Here is a 14,235-nt window from a genome sequence, read left to right as displayed (position 1 = left end):
GTAAATTAGGGCTGCTTAGGGCGCCTTTTGGCGTCCCCCGGAGAAGTCATTCGAGACGCCTCCTGTAGCAATATCTCTCGCAGCCAGATGCTTGCCGGATCACTGTTGTGAAGGGCGGGCCATTGAACGGCCTCGGTGAATGCGGGAAGCGGCAGCGGAAGGTGGATGATCCGCAGGGGGAAGGTTTTTTTGAAATGCTGAACCAGCCGGAAGGGCATGGTCGCTATACGAGCTGTGCCTGAGACCATCGGCGGGATCATGCTAAAGGCCTGCACAACGATCTCGACACGTCTCTTGAGACCATGCTCAAGAAAAAACTGTTCCTCGATGGAGGGCTTCAGCGTCCGCCCGAACTTGACCGCAACGTGCCTCATCGACATGTATCTCTCGAATGTAAGCTGCCGTGGTAGCTGCTTGTTCGTGGAGCAGCCCACGCACACGAGCGTGTCGTCGAACAGCGCCGCTCTTGGATGGGCACTTGACATGAACAATTCTGGAAAAATCAGAAAATCGACGTCACCGCGCCGGAGAAGCTCATCGGGGTCGTCGTCGATAGGCAACAATTCGAAGCTGACGGCGGGTGCTTCGCTTGCAACCCGCTCCACGACCTTTTCAAAAAACACGAGTGTGGCGAAATCGGAAAGAATGATCCTGAAACGGCGATCGGATTGAGCCGGATTAAACGGATCCCAAGAGATAATCGAGCACTGGATTTGCAAGAGTGCGCTGCGAACTGCGGGGGCGAGTGTTTCCGCACGCGGGGTTAGAACACGTTCGCGGCCGCTCGTCGTAAACAGTTCATCGTTGAAATAGTCGCGCAGCCGGGCGACGGCCGCGCTCATGGCCGGCTGACTAAGGTTGATGCTGCTTGCCGCCGCCGTGAGGGTCCGCTCGGTCAGCAGTGCGTCGAGCACGACGAGAAGATTCAGATCAAGGCCTTTGAAGCGCATGGCTTTCACTTATCCATAGCGTGGATGCTCGCGATCTAAACAATCGATTTTACCAAACTTCCAGGGCGCTGCATAGATGACCGCACTTGGCATGCGCCCGACCACGCCACTGCTTCTGCAGCGTGTGCTGGGAAATGACTTGCAAGTAGCCGGTCATGTCGAACTCTCCGCCTTCTTCCAAAAGGCCCATGGGCGACAGGGGCTTTCAGGCGGTAGTAGCTGGGCCGGTGCAGGGCCGAAGGTTCGCGCAATCGGCTCTGATGTGCACGGCGTAGCAGCTCACTAGGACCTGCTGCGCCATTTCTTCACGGTTGGCGAGGTTGATTTCTTGGTAGGCAAACTCGGATCGTACAGGATGCACCCCGATCTTGAGAGACTCGGAATGAGCCATTCTATCCGCGTCATGCGTCCGGTGCTGCAGCAGCGTGGCATTCCATTCGCTTTTGGCATGGTTCGGCACCCGCTGCGAAACCATCTTGAGAGGTTCTGCAGAGACGGCCAGACGACCATAGTGCCGGGCGTTCGCATCGCCACACATGATCGCGACCGCCAATGCGCTCGAGGTTTGCGATCAGGCACTGGGATTTTGTCCGCTCGGTTGCAGCCAATCGGCCCTCCATACCACGCCGCGATCCGCGTGATTTTCGATCCTTTGCACCGCGCTCGCCGTGCCCAGAAACGGCAAGTAGCAACTGCAACAGATAGGCTGGAGTCTGATGCTTGATCACATAAGAGCCGGAGCGAAGGGACACGGCTCGTGCCCAGCAGGGACAAACAACCGAGACCTAAGCTTTGATTTCGCCAAAGGCATACTCATTACTTTGGTGATAATTGGGCACTTGTTACAGTATTTAATCTACCAGGGCACCGACGCTTTCTGGCTGTCGCCGTATTTCAAGTCGATCTACATGTTTCATATGCCTCTATTTATGGCGATAAGCGGATACCTTTCTTCTGGGGCAATTTTGCGAAAATCGTTCACCCAGGGTGTCGGTGAGCGGGCAATGCAGCTACTACTGCCAATGCTATTTTGGTGTACGTTGATTTGGACGTTAAAGTCCGCCGTTATTTTTCCAACGAAGAGTTTGACTGATACTCTGTTAGATTTGTCGACGGAAGTTATTGGAACTTACTGGTTCATATGGGCCGCATTTATTTCGTTCGTTCTGATTAGAGTTCTTACAACGTTCAACCGTCTATCGATGTGGATCATAAGCGCATCTGCAATTGCGGTCGCATTCGCACCCATCACGTTATCAATAACCCCGTTGTTAAAATACACTTACCCATTTTATTGTTTAGGGTTCCTGTTTGCCCAGCCGATCGGATGGCAGAATGGCGTCATCTGGCGTTACAAATCGATTTTTGTTGTCTTATTTTCGATAGCGGCTTTCATATGCTTCCTCGGGTGGGGCAAGGAGACTTATGCCTACAACAATCTCGTTTTAATTCATGATGAACAGTCAGCTAAACAAGTTTTTCTGATGTTCTCTGGATCTTTGGCGGCTTCTGCGGTAGCAATGCAGTCTATGTTCCAATGCTGGAGACTTGTCTATTCGACTAGAGTAGCTCGCTTTGTCGCGGTGCAGCTTGGTCAGAGCACGCTGCTGCTTTACCTGGTCCAGGGTGCCGTGTTTCGTCTCATGGATTTGATACAGTTTGGAGAAGTCTGGAATCTCGCGACCAGAATCGCCTTCGCAACTGTGCTTGGAGTGGCGATTGTCGTCATAGCGATGGCAATTCGCAGTATTGCGCGCAACCTCGGATATGTGTCGCGGATCGTTGTCGGAGCGCCGCCACGCCCAAGTCTGCTCAAATCTCAATCTGTAATCAATTAGCCACGTGAAAAATTCGCATCTGTAATCGACATGTTTCATAGCTCCGGACCTATCCGATCGACTGTTGTACCGGTCGGCCATTCGCTCATCGGCCGCGCCTCCACGCGCGCGGGCGGCAGGTCGGGACACAACACCTCTGAGTGGGACCGTAAACGAGCGCCCATAATGGTCACGATGACAAACAACCACGTTACGGACAGATGAGGCATGCGTTTCAAAGGCCTTGATCTGAACCTTCTCGTCGTGCTCGACGCACTGCTAACCGCGCGCAACCTCACGGCCGCGGCAAGCAGCATCAACCTTAGTCAGCCGGCCATGAGCGCGGCCGTCGCCCGGCTGCGCAACTATTTCAACGATGAACTGTTTACGATGAGCGGCCGCGAACGTGTTCTAACCCCGCGTGCGGAAACACTCGCCCCCGCAGTTCGTGGCGCACTCTTGCACATCCAATGCTCGATTATTTCTTGGGATCCGTTTAATCCGGCTCAATCCAATCGCCGCTTCAGGATCATTCTTTCCGATTTCGCCACACTCGTGTTTTTTGAAAAGGTCGTGGAGCGGGTTGCACGCGAAGCACCCGCCGTCAGCTTCGAATTGCGGCCGCTCGACAACGACCCCGATGAGCTTCTCCGGCGCGGTGACGTCGATTTTGTGATTCTTCCGGAATTTTTCATGTCGAGCGCCCATCCAAGAGCGGCGCTGTTCGACGAGACATTCGTGTGCGTGGGCTGCCCCACGAACAAGCAGTTGCCACGTCAGCTTACATTCGAGAGATACGTGTCGATGAAACACATTGCGTTCAGGGTCGGCGGTGCCCAGATGCCATCCATCGAGGAACAGTTTTTGCTTGAGCATGGTCTCAAGAGACGTGTTGAGATCGTCGTACAGGCCTTTAGCATGATCCCGCCGATGGTCTCAGGCACAGCTCGGATAGCGACCATGCCCTTCCGGCTGGTTCAGCATTTCAAAAAAACCTTCCCCTTGCGGATCATCGAACTTCCGCGGCCACTTCCCACGTTCACCGAGGCCGTCCAATGGCCCACCCTCCACAACAGTGATCCGGCAAGCATCTGGATGCGGCAGATAATGTTGCAGGAGGCATCCCGCATGTGAAGTCGCGGGCACTCCTGGTCTCAGTCTCGATTTACTCAGCGCCTCATACGGGTGCGAACCGGCGTGCAAAATTGGGTCTGACGCACATTCGATGATTTTGCATGACGGCGTGCCACGTGTTTCCCCATGCTGGCAGCCGGCAACACCAAAAACATGAAGTGGAAGAAGTACTTTTACCGCAAGCTATGCGAGGCTGAAGGTTTTCGCCATGCGCCGCACCGAATTGCGGGGATACTGAGCGTGAGATAACTCGTCTCGTCGTCCTGCCGAATTCCGGTAAGCCGCCTTACCAAGGGCAGGCGGCGCATGAGGTTCCGCCGCTGGAAATCCGCCGCGCGGGGCTGTCGACGTTCAATCGCGGCTGGATCACAGTTGGTGAATACAACTACGATATCGCCGAACGATCCTCTATTTCGGGCCGAATCAGAAGCCGCGGGGCATGTTCGGCCCCGAGCTTCATGTAAGAGATCAGGCGCGCGATCCGCCCGATGCTCGCCGCAAGACAGAGCCGCATAGACCGCGTCGCCATGCCAGAGCGGTCGACGGACGAGGCGGTCCGGTTCGGTCCCGCACTCTTAGGTTCTCTCGTCGGCACCATCATTCGAAACGCCCCCGCCGGTCGAAATCGACCGGACAACAGCGTCCGATCACCCGGAGACGAGGCCTGCAACCGCCAAAAATCGTGCGTAGGATCGCACCGCGCGGCTGATGATTGCATCTTTCCCGCGCTGCACTGATGGCCTCTCTGTCAGGTGGTCTGAGGTTCGCGCTTCGGGCCGAGCAAGAACACTGTCAGGGCGCCGAGGAACGAGGCAACGGCGCTGTAGGCAAGGGAACTGGCGACGCCGGCATTGTCCATCAGTAGTCCGCCGAAAATCGCGCCCGCTGCGATGGCTACCTGGAACGTTGCGGCCATCAGCCCACCGGCGCTTTCGGCCTGCTCGGGAGCGGCGTGCAGCACCATCCATGTCTGCAGTCCCACCGGCACCGCGCCGAAGGCAAAGCCCCATACTGTAACCGCAATCGCCGTGGCCCAAGCCGATGCTCCCAGCGTCAGCAGCGAGACAGTGGCCATCGCTATGAGCAGGGGCGGCAGGGCCGCGGCTGCCTTGAGGCTGTGCTCGGCCAGGAATCCGCCGGCCAAATTGCCGAAGAAGCCGCCGATGCCAAAGACGAGCAACACCAGCGAGATCGTCTCGATATCAAGCGCGGGAAACTTCTCAAGGAAGGCGCGGATATAGGTGAAGCCGGCGAAGTGCCCGGAAGCGACCAGCAGGACGACCAACATCGCGACTTTGATCATCGGATTCTTGGCCACATCCAGCAGACTGCGGAAGCTGGCCACTCCAATCGGAGGCAGCCTCGGAATGGTTATGAGTTGCGCTACCAGCGTAACGGCGCCGACGACCGCAGCGATCATGAAGGCGGTTCGCCATCCCCAGATATCGCCGACATAGGCGCCGATTGGAGCCGCGCAAACGGTAGCGCAGGTAACGCCGGTGAGGATGATCGACATGGCGCGCCGCAGGAGGTGACTTGGAACGAGCCGCATCGCCAGCGCTGCCGAAATCGACCAGAACCCTCCGAGTGCTATGCCGAGCACGACGCGGGCGGCCAGGAGAACCGGCAGCGACCCCGCGACGGCCGATAGAACGTTCGACAGGATCAGCAGCAGCGTCATCGCCCATATGACGATCCTGCGGTCCAGGGGCCTTGTGATGACGGCCATCGTGGGCGCCGAGATCGCCCCCACGATGGCGGTCGTTGTCAGCGCCTGTCCAACTGCACCCTCGGTGATAGAGAGATCATGCGCGAGCGGCGTCAGCACGCTGGCAGGCAGAAACTCTGCCGTCACAAGCCCAAAGGTGCCTAAGGCAAGCGAAATGACTGCACCCCATGCGGGACCAGACCGTTGATCTGGCTGTTTTGGGTCATGCAGAACTCCGTCCATGAAGCCCGTAGCGGATTCGGTCATCAACAGGGTCTCCAGTTTGGATGTGCTGCAAACTCGGGTTGCTGCGTTGACCCGGATTAACGCCAGAAGCGCCATTCCCTGCGGCATTGCACGGACGAGGGGATGTTCATCGCTTCGCGATATTTTGTGACGGTGCGGCGCGCAAATCGATGGCCCTTTCCTTGGGCCGGACGACGATGTCGTCGTCGGAAAGCACGTCATCTTGCGATTCGTCGGCGATTGTCGCCTTGATCCGATGGCGGACAGCTTCGGGGGGGACCGCGCGTCGCCACCTTGGGAGGACGCGCTCGCGACGGTGAAAAAATACTTCAGTTCGAACACTTCGCGCGGGGTCTGCATGTATGTGTTCGACGTCACCCGGCTTACCGTCGCCTGATGCACTTTGATCGCGTCGACGACAGTCCTGGGCCCGGGAGGCCGCACTTGGTCGATGCCGTGTTCCAAAAAAGGCATCCTCCTGGCGGAGGCGGGTAAGCGACAATTGGGCGAGCGCCACGGCTCCGTCAGTCTCGAACCAGCCATAGCAAATCAGATACCGGAGGAGGGACGTCTGGAGGGGACGTTCGGCGCAAACGTGCACGGTCTCCTTGGGCGCTTGTATGGAACTTCGCGTTTTTGCCATGGTTCTGTTCATAGCTTTCTACGTGCTTTGGTGGGCTCTAACGGATAACAGCAAGCGCTATGCCATTTCACTTGGGGGCACCGAATCGGACTATCTTTTGCCGAAGCCCTGTCGGCTTGAGCAGGGGCGCCGTGCCTTGACCGAGACCGAGCGCGCCGCACAATCGCGTGGTCACCCGGACCGAGCAAAGGTGCTGTACTGTCGGAGTAGTCAGAACTTCCGCACCGGCAAGGGAAGGCGAAAACCGTTCCGGACGGGCCGAGCCGATGCATTGCCGCACGCCGGCATCGACCGCGTAAGGCTTTGTCTCTTGCGTGTAATTGCGTGCGCGGGCTGCGATCTGCGAAGACGCGGCCGTCGCGCCTACGATCGCGCTGTTGCTGCTCCCCCTGTCGAGGAAGGCCTTTGACACCTTCGAGCTCTTCAGCACGGCGCGCCGGTCTCCACGCCGTGAGGATCGAGTCCGGCTGGGCGTCACGGCGTTTGCATGATTGAGATTCCTTGATTTGCTCCCTCGTGCGCGCCTATCCGAAAACATTGTTGTGTCGCGAAGGCTGACAAGAATGTCGCAAGCGCGACCAAAAGATCGCCACGGCCCACAGGGGCAATTGCGACCAGTGGCCTTCTTCGGAAATCGGGGGAGCAATACCCTTTCCTCGTCGACTTCGGACGCGGGCTCAGCCGTGCCCGCCGCGCCGCTAGGAACGACCTAACCTTGGCGGATGGCGGCTGGCCGATCACCCGGGTATGTCCGCGTCGATAAAAGAAAAGCGTCTGGTCTCAGCCAGGCGGACCTCGCGAAGGCCATCGGTATCAATGTGGTCGAATTCCTCGATCACGCCGAGACGATCGGTTTCGCTCCAATGGAACCTGCTGGCGCGGATTCGACCAAGTTCCCAACCGAAAACACACGAAACGCGGCGGCTTCCGACCGCCGATCAATGGGCCAAGGCCCGGTCGCTGTTACCCTCGAATGAGTCCGCCATGCCGAGGCGGCTCGTCGATAGCCGCGGGTTGGCGCCTCTCCGGGGCGCGTTGGCTGCACGTTCCGCCCCTTGGACCCCGCTTCCGGCAACAACATCCGGCCGCCAAAGCTCGCCTTTGTCAGTGCTCGATTACCACGCCGAGATGCCTGCTGGGGCTCCGGTGCACGGGCACATTTATCGATCCGGCACGGTGTTGAGCGCGCGGAACCCGCCGCACGCGTTCCGATCGCTTGTTGTGCTCACCCGATCACGCGACCTGTCCCCACACGTCTTGAGGACTATTCCCCTGCGGCTGGCTCATTGACCTATGGGCGGTTCCAGCCCGCCCGAAACCCTCGCCACCAGCTTTTTTCCCCGCCGCATGACGCGGCTTCCTCGCGCCCGCTTCGCTTCAAAAAAGCTGCCCGCTCGGGTCCTTCGCTGCCGCTGCGGCCCTGCCGGGTTCGGGTGGTCCGGACGCGCCCATCACGGTCCGCCATCGCAGGGGAATGGTCCCCGGCGACAGCAAAAGGAGACAGGAAAATGACCGCGATCGGTTACGTCAACAAGCAGGAAAACGGCAGCTACAAAGGCCAGCTCAGGACACTCAGCGTCCGCGCCGACATCGACATCGTGCCCAATCGGAGCAAGTCCGCCGACAACCATCCCGACTTCCGGGTGCTGACGCAGGGCGTGGAGGTCGGCGCCGGCTGGGTCCGAACCGGGGAGACTTCCGGCAACGACTATGTGAGCTTGTCCATCGCCGCACCGGAGTTCGGTCCGCGCAAGCTCTACGCCAATCTCGGCCGCGCCGCCGGCCAAGACGATCAAGACACCTACGCCGTCATCTGGAACCCGGCCGACTGACCGGCCGGCTCAAGCCCTCGCGCCGCAACTCGGCGCGGGGGTTCCCGCCGACGCTCGCCCGAAGGGGCGGCGAAAACTCCCACCCGACTCTTCGCCCGTCCCCACGACGACCTCGTTCGCCGATCCTCGCGGTTGCTTGTCCGAAGCGAAACGAGGACCATCATGGACGACGAAAACGACCGCGCGGCCCGCGCCAAGAAGGGCAGTCCGTTTCTGAACACCGCGCAGGCTGCCTTCTATATCGGCCTGTCCCAGCGCACCCTGGAAAAGATGCGGCTGACCGGCGGCGGCCCGAAATACCGCAAGCATGGCCGCTATGTCCGCTACCACATCGACGAACTCGACGACTGGTCGAAAGGCCGCCCGCCAGAACCCGGCTCCGACGATGACAAGGGCGGGTCCGGCTCAGCCGACGAGGGAGCCCGCTCATGAGCCAGCGGCCTTCCATCCATCTGATCGGCAGCCGTTTGCGGCGCGTTCGGGCGCGCAAGGCAATCGCCATCGCCGCGATTGGCCTGAGCCTGACAGGCTTCACGGCGCTCCCAAAGCCGTCTCCCTTGCTGGTCTGGAACGCCTCGGCTAGCGCGCCGGTCGGTCTCTATCGCGTTGGGTCTGGCACGCCTGCGCGCGGCGATCTTGTGCTCGCCCGCCCGCCTGGCTTCGTTGCCTATCTCGCCGACCAACGCGGTTATCTGCCTCGCAATACACCGCTGGTGAAGCGTCTCGCCGCGCTGCCGGACGAGCATGTCTGCGCCTTTAGTAATGCCATCATCATAGGCGGCGAGATCGTCGCCCGTCGGCTCAAAATCGACACGCAAGGCCGTCCGCTGCCCTGGTGGAACGGCTGCCGAGCGCTCGCCCATGACGAGGTTTTCCTGCTCGGCAACGAAAAAAATCACTCCTTCGACAGTCGCTATTTCGGGCCGGTGCCGGCCGAAAACATCATCGGGAGGCTGGTGCCGCTATGGACCGAGTGACCCTCCTGATGCTCGGCATGATCGCCGTCGCGCCATGCGCCTGTTCCGCCTCGACCGGCGCTGAGCCAGCCGTCATCTCCCAAAGTCCGCAGCTGCAACGATGGCAGCACTTCGTATCGGAAGCAAGCGCACGCTTCCACATTCCCCAGGCCTGGATTTGCGCCGTCATCGATGCCGAAAGCCGCGGCAAGACCGTCCTCGATGGCCGTCCCATCACCTCCCGCGCCGGCGCCATGGGTCTTATGCAGGTGATGCCCGGCACCTATCAGGAGATGCGCGTCGAGCACGGTCTGGGAGCCGACCCGCACGATCCGCGCGACAACATCTTGGCCGGAACCGCCTATCTCAGCGCCATGTATAAGCGTTTCGGATTCCCCGGCCTGTTTGCCGCCTACAACGCTGGACCCGAGCGCTATGAAGGCCATTTGAAGCTTCGAAGGCCGCTGCCGAAAGAGACCGTTGCCTATCTGAAACAGCTTGAGGCGACGGGGATTTCGGCGGCCGACATGAACGAATTCAAAGGCCAATCCACAACTTCAAAGGGGCGGAACGCTCCCTCCGGACGCTCTTTGTTCTTCCTTCGCGACGGTGTTCGCGCCGGTGAAACGAATGGCGGCCTTTTCGTGCCGCTCGGCAGGGATCTCGCGCGGCCAAAGAAGCACAATGGCTAGCGATGTTGAGGGCATCCGGGAGGGGCCAGGGACGCTTAAGGCGAGGGGCGCGTAAGGCAAGATAAAGGCACCGCCTCCATGAGGCGGCGAAGCCTTTGTCTGCACATCGTTTTTGCCGGAGGCTGCCGGCGGCGCCAGGAGGGTGGGCCAGCGAGACTCAGGTTTCGCTTGAATTTGCCCGGAGGCTGGTATGCAGGACGATGAGTTCAGGCCGAAGCTCGGCAAGATCGGCTCGCGCGGCTCGAAAGCAGGCAAGCGCTATGCCGGCCAGGTCAAGGCAGCGATCAACCGAGCCGGCGGCCGCCTCCAGCGCGGCGGTCGCTTCACGGGGAGCCGGACAGGCCGGGGCGGGGCGGCGGCCGCGCTGCTCAAGTCACGCGACCGGTATGCCGCCTTCCGGCAGCGGCGGGTGATGGTCAAGGCGCGGATTGTGAAGCTGGCCGGCAAGGGTTCGGACCGAGCGCGTGCGCATCTGCGCTACATCCAGCGCGATGGCGTCACCAGGGAAGGCGAACCCGGCAAACTCTATGGCCCCGGCAGTGATCGCATCGACAGTAAGGCCTTCGTCGATCGCGCGGATAGCGACCGGCATCAATTCCGCTTCATCGTCGCTCCCGAGGATGGTATCGACTATGACGACCTCAAGCCGCTCGCCCGCCGTCTCATGGCGCAGATGCAAGAGGACCTCGGTACGAAGCTCGACTGGGTTGCCGTCGACCATTTCAACACCGGCCATCCGCACACCCATATCATTGTCCGCGGCAAGGATGATCGCGGCGAAAACCTCGTCATCGCGCGGGAGTATATTTCGAGCGGCATTCGCGAGCGGGCGGCCGAACTGGTGAGCCTCGACCTCGGTCCCCGCACCGACCGCGAGATTGAACAGCGCTTGCGCCAGGAAATGGAGCAGGAACGCTTCACCAGCATCGACCGGCAGCTGCTGCGCATGCGCGATGAGGACCGACTTGTTTCTACGGACGGCCGCGACGCCTTTCGCCAGACGCTGCATCAAGGCCGTCTGCGCAAGCTCGAGCGGATGGGCTTAGCCGAGGAGGTCGACCCGGTCCGCTGGCGCCTGGATGATGAGCTGGAAGCCACGCTGCGCCGCACCGGCGAACGCGGCGACATCATCAAGACCATGCACCGCGAGCTGACTGGCAAGGGGCTCGCTCGCAGTGCCGCCGATTACCTTGTCCACGATCGACGTGAAGAGCCCTCCCCACCGGTCGTCGGCCGCCTCGCCGCGCGCGGGCTCGCCGACGAAATCAACGATCGGCATTACCTCATCGTCGACGGCGTTGACGGCAAAAGCCATTGGATAGACATCGGCAAAGGCGAGTTGACAGAACCGACGCCCGACGGCTGCATCGTGCGTGTCACGTCGAGGGATACCAAGCCCAGGCAAGTCGACCGTACAATCGCCGACATCGCTACCGCACACGGCGGCCGTTACAGCGTCGATATGCACCTCAAGCATGATGCGTTCGCCACCGAAAGCTTTGCCGAGACGCATATCCGCCGGCTGGAGGCGATCCGGCGCTCCACCGGCGGCGTGGAGCGCGAGCCGAATGGCACTTGGATCATCGCGCCGGATCATCTCGATCGTGTCGCGGAATACGAGCGCCTGCGGGCCAGGGTCGAGCCTGTGATAGTCGAGAAGCTCTCATCAATGCCGCTGGAACGCCAAGTCAGCTTCGAAGGCGCCACCTGGCTCGACCGGAACCTGGTTGCCGAGAGACCGGAGCCGTTGCGCAACTCAGGCTTCGGGCATGAGGTGCGGGAGGCGCATGCCCGTCGGCGGCAGTGGCTGATCGCGCAAGGCCTCGCGCACGAAGAACAGGACCGGGTCGTCTATCGTGCCAACATGATTTCGATCCTGCGCCAGCGCGAGCTGAACCGTGTCGCCGGCCAGCTGTCGGATCAGCTCGGTCTCTCGTATGCCGAAGCGCAGCCTGGAGAACGAATAGAAGGCACGCTGCGCCGATCGGTCGAGCTTGCCAGCGGCAAATATGCCGTGATCGAGAAGTCGCGCGAGTTCACGCTCGTGCCATGGAGGCCGGTGCTTGATCGGTACATCGGAAAGGAGGTTTCCGGTGTGGCGCGTGGGGAGGCTATCTCATGGACCCTCGGACGGCAGAGGAGCGGACATAGCGTTTCGTAGTGGCGCGCACATCGCCGCTCGGCGGCAACGGAGACATTCGCGCGTCTGCTTAGGCGGCGGAGACATCGCTTAGCTGTACGACGCTCTTGCCGTATTTGCGCCTGTAAGCGGCAATGAAATCGTCATCGCTACAGATGCAGCGGCCGCTGGAATCCTTGGCCTTCGGATCGTGCAAGTGGGAGCCAAGTGGGCGCAGAAGATTCACCCGAGTGCTCGTCGTTGGGCCCACGGGAAAACCCGCGCTATGTTTGACGAGCTCGGCGGCAAGCATAATCCCGGCAAGCGCTGACTGGAAGGCCATCGGAACCACGGTTCGAACGCGGCGACTTCCATCACTGAGCTGGAACACCAGACCGCCGCAGATAGCCTGCTGATAAAAGGAACGCAGGGGCTGGCCAACAAACGGGGCTAGCGGTTCAAACGGCACAGCCATCGCTGTAGCCACCCGAACTACAAAGTCGTTGGGAACTCCGGCATTGGTCTGCAGGAGCGTTTTCACCTGCTCGTGTGCTTCCGGTATTCCGAGTTCCTCGGCAATCAGCTGGTGCTCGTCCTTGGATTTCCCGGACGGCAGGTACATGCAACAAAGGCAAGCTTGGCCGTCATCGAACCCGTGCCGCGAGATGCCGAGGTCGTGCTCCTGCGTCCAGGCATTCGCGATCCATCGGGGCAGAGCACCTTGGACCGCCAGACGGTCGGCGGCGGTGTCAAGCGCCACACCCACTCGGTCGAAGACCCAGTCGCCGTGGCGCGCAACATATTCTGCCCACGTCAGCGGGTGCGCCTCGACCCCAAGGGCCGTCGATCTAAGGGCGGTGGCTGCAAGAACCGCCTTGGACATGCCAATCTCCGCCTGGCCGGCCAAGGCGTAGCGCTGCAGGTTTGAGAGTTCGATTGCTTCGTGATCGATTACATGCAGACGACCAGTGAGACCGGGTTGTCTCGCTAGCGCCCAAAGCGAGCCATGGCCTATCGCACCGAGCCCAACGAGGTGCGTTTCGCCAAGGTCGACAGGTATGTCGATCGGGCCTGCCTCGCCGGCTCTGGTCTTGTCGTAGCTGTATAACGAGAGGTCGATGGTTTCGTCTAACTCGGCGCCGGTCAGCTGGGCGGCGAAGATGGTTCGAAAGACGTTGGCGGCGCCGAAGCAACTGGCGGCGCCAGCTCCATAGGGCAGCAAACTCGAGCCGGAGCCCACCGGGTCCGTACGCGACAGCTTTGCCGCCCAACCGTCCGATCCCATGAAAAAGGTCGGGCACCGGAGTGGTGGGCGCGTCACCCCTGCAACTACGCAGATGGTGGCAGACTTGCCGGAACGCCGGATGCCAACTTTTGGATTTATCGACTTTGCCAAGCGCTCCAGCGCTTGGGCTTGAGAGCTTGCCGCGCTGCCCAGCGGGAGTATCGCCAGAACTGGATAGAGCCTGGCGAGCAACCTCACCGCAAGATCTAGTGTCGCCTGGCCTTCGGCGCAGGAAGCGGCTTGATCGTCAAAGGCGACGGCCACGACCTGCTTTTCAAGAGCTGCTTTAAAGTCCTCCAGATGAAAATCGGCTAGGACCTAGATGCCGCCGTGGCGGCGCGGCCGATAAAGTTAGCGAGTGCCATTGTTCAACTCGTTATTGTGATCATTCGCGACAGTGCCGCGGAAGGGAGCGCATTCCAGTTGGCTTTTCCGTCGAGCCGATAGGCGGCGACTCGAGCAAAATCGAAAGGCTCGCGGGCGAAATTCGGCACTACCAGCGACAGACACCCAACCGTGGTAGCAACCGCATAAGCATCGTCGGTCGTCGAATGGTAGGCTCGGCCCGGATGGCTATGGATCTGGGCCAAGAGTTTCAGGCCGCTATTGTAGAGCCAGACATTAAGCCGGTGCAGTTCCTCGGCCGGAACCATCACGCAAACACCATCGCCCGTCCGAATGTGACGCTGCGCCGGGATAACGGTCTCTGTTACGGCAAAATGCTGGTCTTGCTGAACGCCGACCCAGAGCGCCATCCCCTCATTGCCTTCGCGACCAACCGAGCGCAGATGCGCATGCACAGTCGAGATGCAGTGGCGCGGGAGCGTCACGGTCGTTACATCCATCAAAACGC

The 14,235-nt window shown here is 60.4% G+C and carries 11 protein-coding genes and 3 pseudogenes; 9 read left to right on the top strand and 5 right to left on the bottom strand.

All coding sequences use genetic code 11. From position 1 onward, the window contains the following. Positions 1-5: 5 nt before the first annotated feature. Positions 6-950, bottom strand: coding sequence for a LysR family transcriptional regulator (locus A3A9_RS0137470; protein ID WP_027033374.1), 945 nt, complete (start codon positions 948-950; stop codon positions 6-8). A gap of 76 nt (positions 951-1,026) precedes the next feature. Here A3A9_RS0137470 and A3A9_RS43700 point away from each other — a divergent pair. From A3A9_RS43700 to A3A9_RS43695, 4 genes and pseudogenes are all read left to right on the top strand, one after another. Continuing rightward, positions 1,027-1,674 (top strand): annotated as a pseudogene (locus A3A9_RS43700) (hypothetical protein). Then, a complete protein-coding gene (gene nolL / locus A3A9_RS0137460; protein ID WP_027033376.1) occupies positions 1,667-2,788 on the top strand; it encodes a nodulation factor fucose acetyltransferase NolL in 1,122 nt (373 codons plus the stop codon). Before A3A9_RS43700 ends, nolL begins: the two are co-directional and overlap by 8 nt. Before the next feature lie 207 nt (positions 2,789-2,995). Beyond that, entirely contained in the window at positions 2,996-3,901 is a 906-nt protein-coding gene (locus A3A9_RS0137455; protein WP_027033377.1) for a LysR family transcriptional regulator, read from the top strand. A gap of 120 nt (positions 3,902-4,021) precedes the next feature. Next, positions 4,022-4,128 (top strand): annotated as a pseudogene (locus tag A3A9_RS43695) (nitrogen fixation protein NifQ); the annotation flags it as partial. 521 nt (positions 4,129-4,649) lie between these two features. Here the strand turns inward: A3A9_RS43695 and A3A9_RS0137440 are convergent. After that, complete coding sequence (locus A3A9_RS0137440; protein ID WP_027033379.1) at positions 4,650-5,876, bottom strand: MFS transporter; 1,227 nt, start codon at positions 5,874-5,876, stop codon at positions 4,650-4,652. A gap of 56 nt (positions 5,877-5,932) precedes the next feature. Continuing rightward, positions 5,933-6,323: pseudogene (locus A3A9_RS43690) on the bottom strand (RNA polymerase factor sigma-54); the annotation flags it as partial. A gap of 1,683 nt (positions 6,324-8,006) precedes the next feature. Here A3A9_RS43690 and A3A9_RS0137415 point away from each other — a divergent pair. The 5 genes from A3A9_RS0137415 (at position 8,007) to rlxS (ending at position 12,139) form a co-directional block, all read left to right on the top strand. Continuing rightward, complete coding sequence (locus A3A9_RS0137415; protein WP_027033381.1) at positions 8,007-8,330, top strand: DUF736 domain-containing protein; 324 nt, start codon at positions 8,007-8,009, stop codon at positions 8,328-8,330. Between the two features lie 162 nt (positions 8,331-8,492). Beyond that, the gene (locus A3A9_RS0137410) at positions 8,493-8,762 is read left to right on the top strand and encodes a helix-turn-helix transcriptional regulator (protein WP_006328932.1); all 270 of its coding nucleotides are present in this window, start codon (positions 8,493-8,495) and stop codon (positions 8,760-8,762) included. After that, complete coding sequence (locus A3A9_RS0137405; RefSeq protein WP_027033382.1) at positions 8,759-9,307, top strand: S26 family signal peptidase; 549 nt, start codon at positions 8,759-8,761, stop codon at positions 9,305-9,307. Before A3A9_RS0137410 ends, A3A9_RS0137405 begins: the two co-directional genes overlap by 4 nt. After that, a complete protein-coding gene (locus tag A3A9_RS0137400; RefSeq protein WP_027033383.1) occupies positions 9,295-9,978 on the top strand; it encodes a lytic transglycosylase domain-containing protein in 684 nt (227 codons plus the stop codon). Before A3A9_RS0137405 ends, A3A9_RS0137400 begins: the two co-directional genes overlap by 13 nt. Before the next feature lie 190 nt (positions 9,979-10,168). Then, positions 10,169-12,139: a relaxase/mobilization nuclease RlxS gene (gene rlxS, locus A3A9_RS0137395; RefSeq protein ID WP_027033384.1), complete on the top strand. Its 1,971-nt coding sequence runs from the start codon at positions 10,169-10,171 to the stop codon at positions 12,137-12,139. A 49-nt stretch (positions 12,140-12,188) separates the two neighbouring features. On the opposite strand, the gene A3A9_RS41650 is transcribed toward rlxS, so the two are convergent. Together A3A9_RS41650 and A3A9_RS0137385 are read right to left on the bottom strand one after the other, a co-directional pair. Further along, a complete protein-coding gene (locus tag A3A9_RS41650) occupies positions 12,189-13,646 on the bottom strand; it encodes an E2 ligase fold family C protein (protein ID WP_224713147.1) in 1,458 nt (485 codons plus the stop codon). Between the two features lie 104 nt (positions 13,647-13,750). Next, entirely contained in the window at positions 13,751-14,227 is a 477-nt protein-coding gene (locus tag A3A9_RS0137385) for a Mov34/MPN/PAD-1 family protein (RefSeq protein WP_224713146.1), read from the bottom strand. Between the last annotated feature and the right edge of the window lie 8 nt (positions 14,228-14,235).

The sequence above is a fragment of the Mesorhizobium loti CJ3sym genome, assembly GCF_000472785.1.
Lineage (GTDB): Bacteria > Pseudomonadota > Alphaproteobacteria > Rhizobiales > Rhizobiaceae > Mesorhizobium > Mesorhizobium loti_E.
This window is presented reverse-complemented; position numbering and strand designations above follow the sequence as displayed.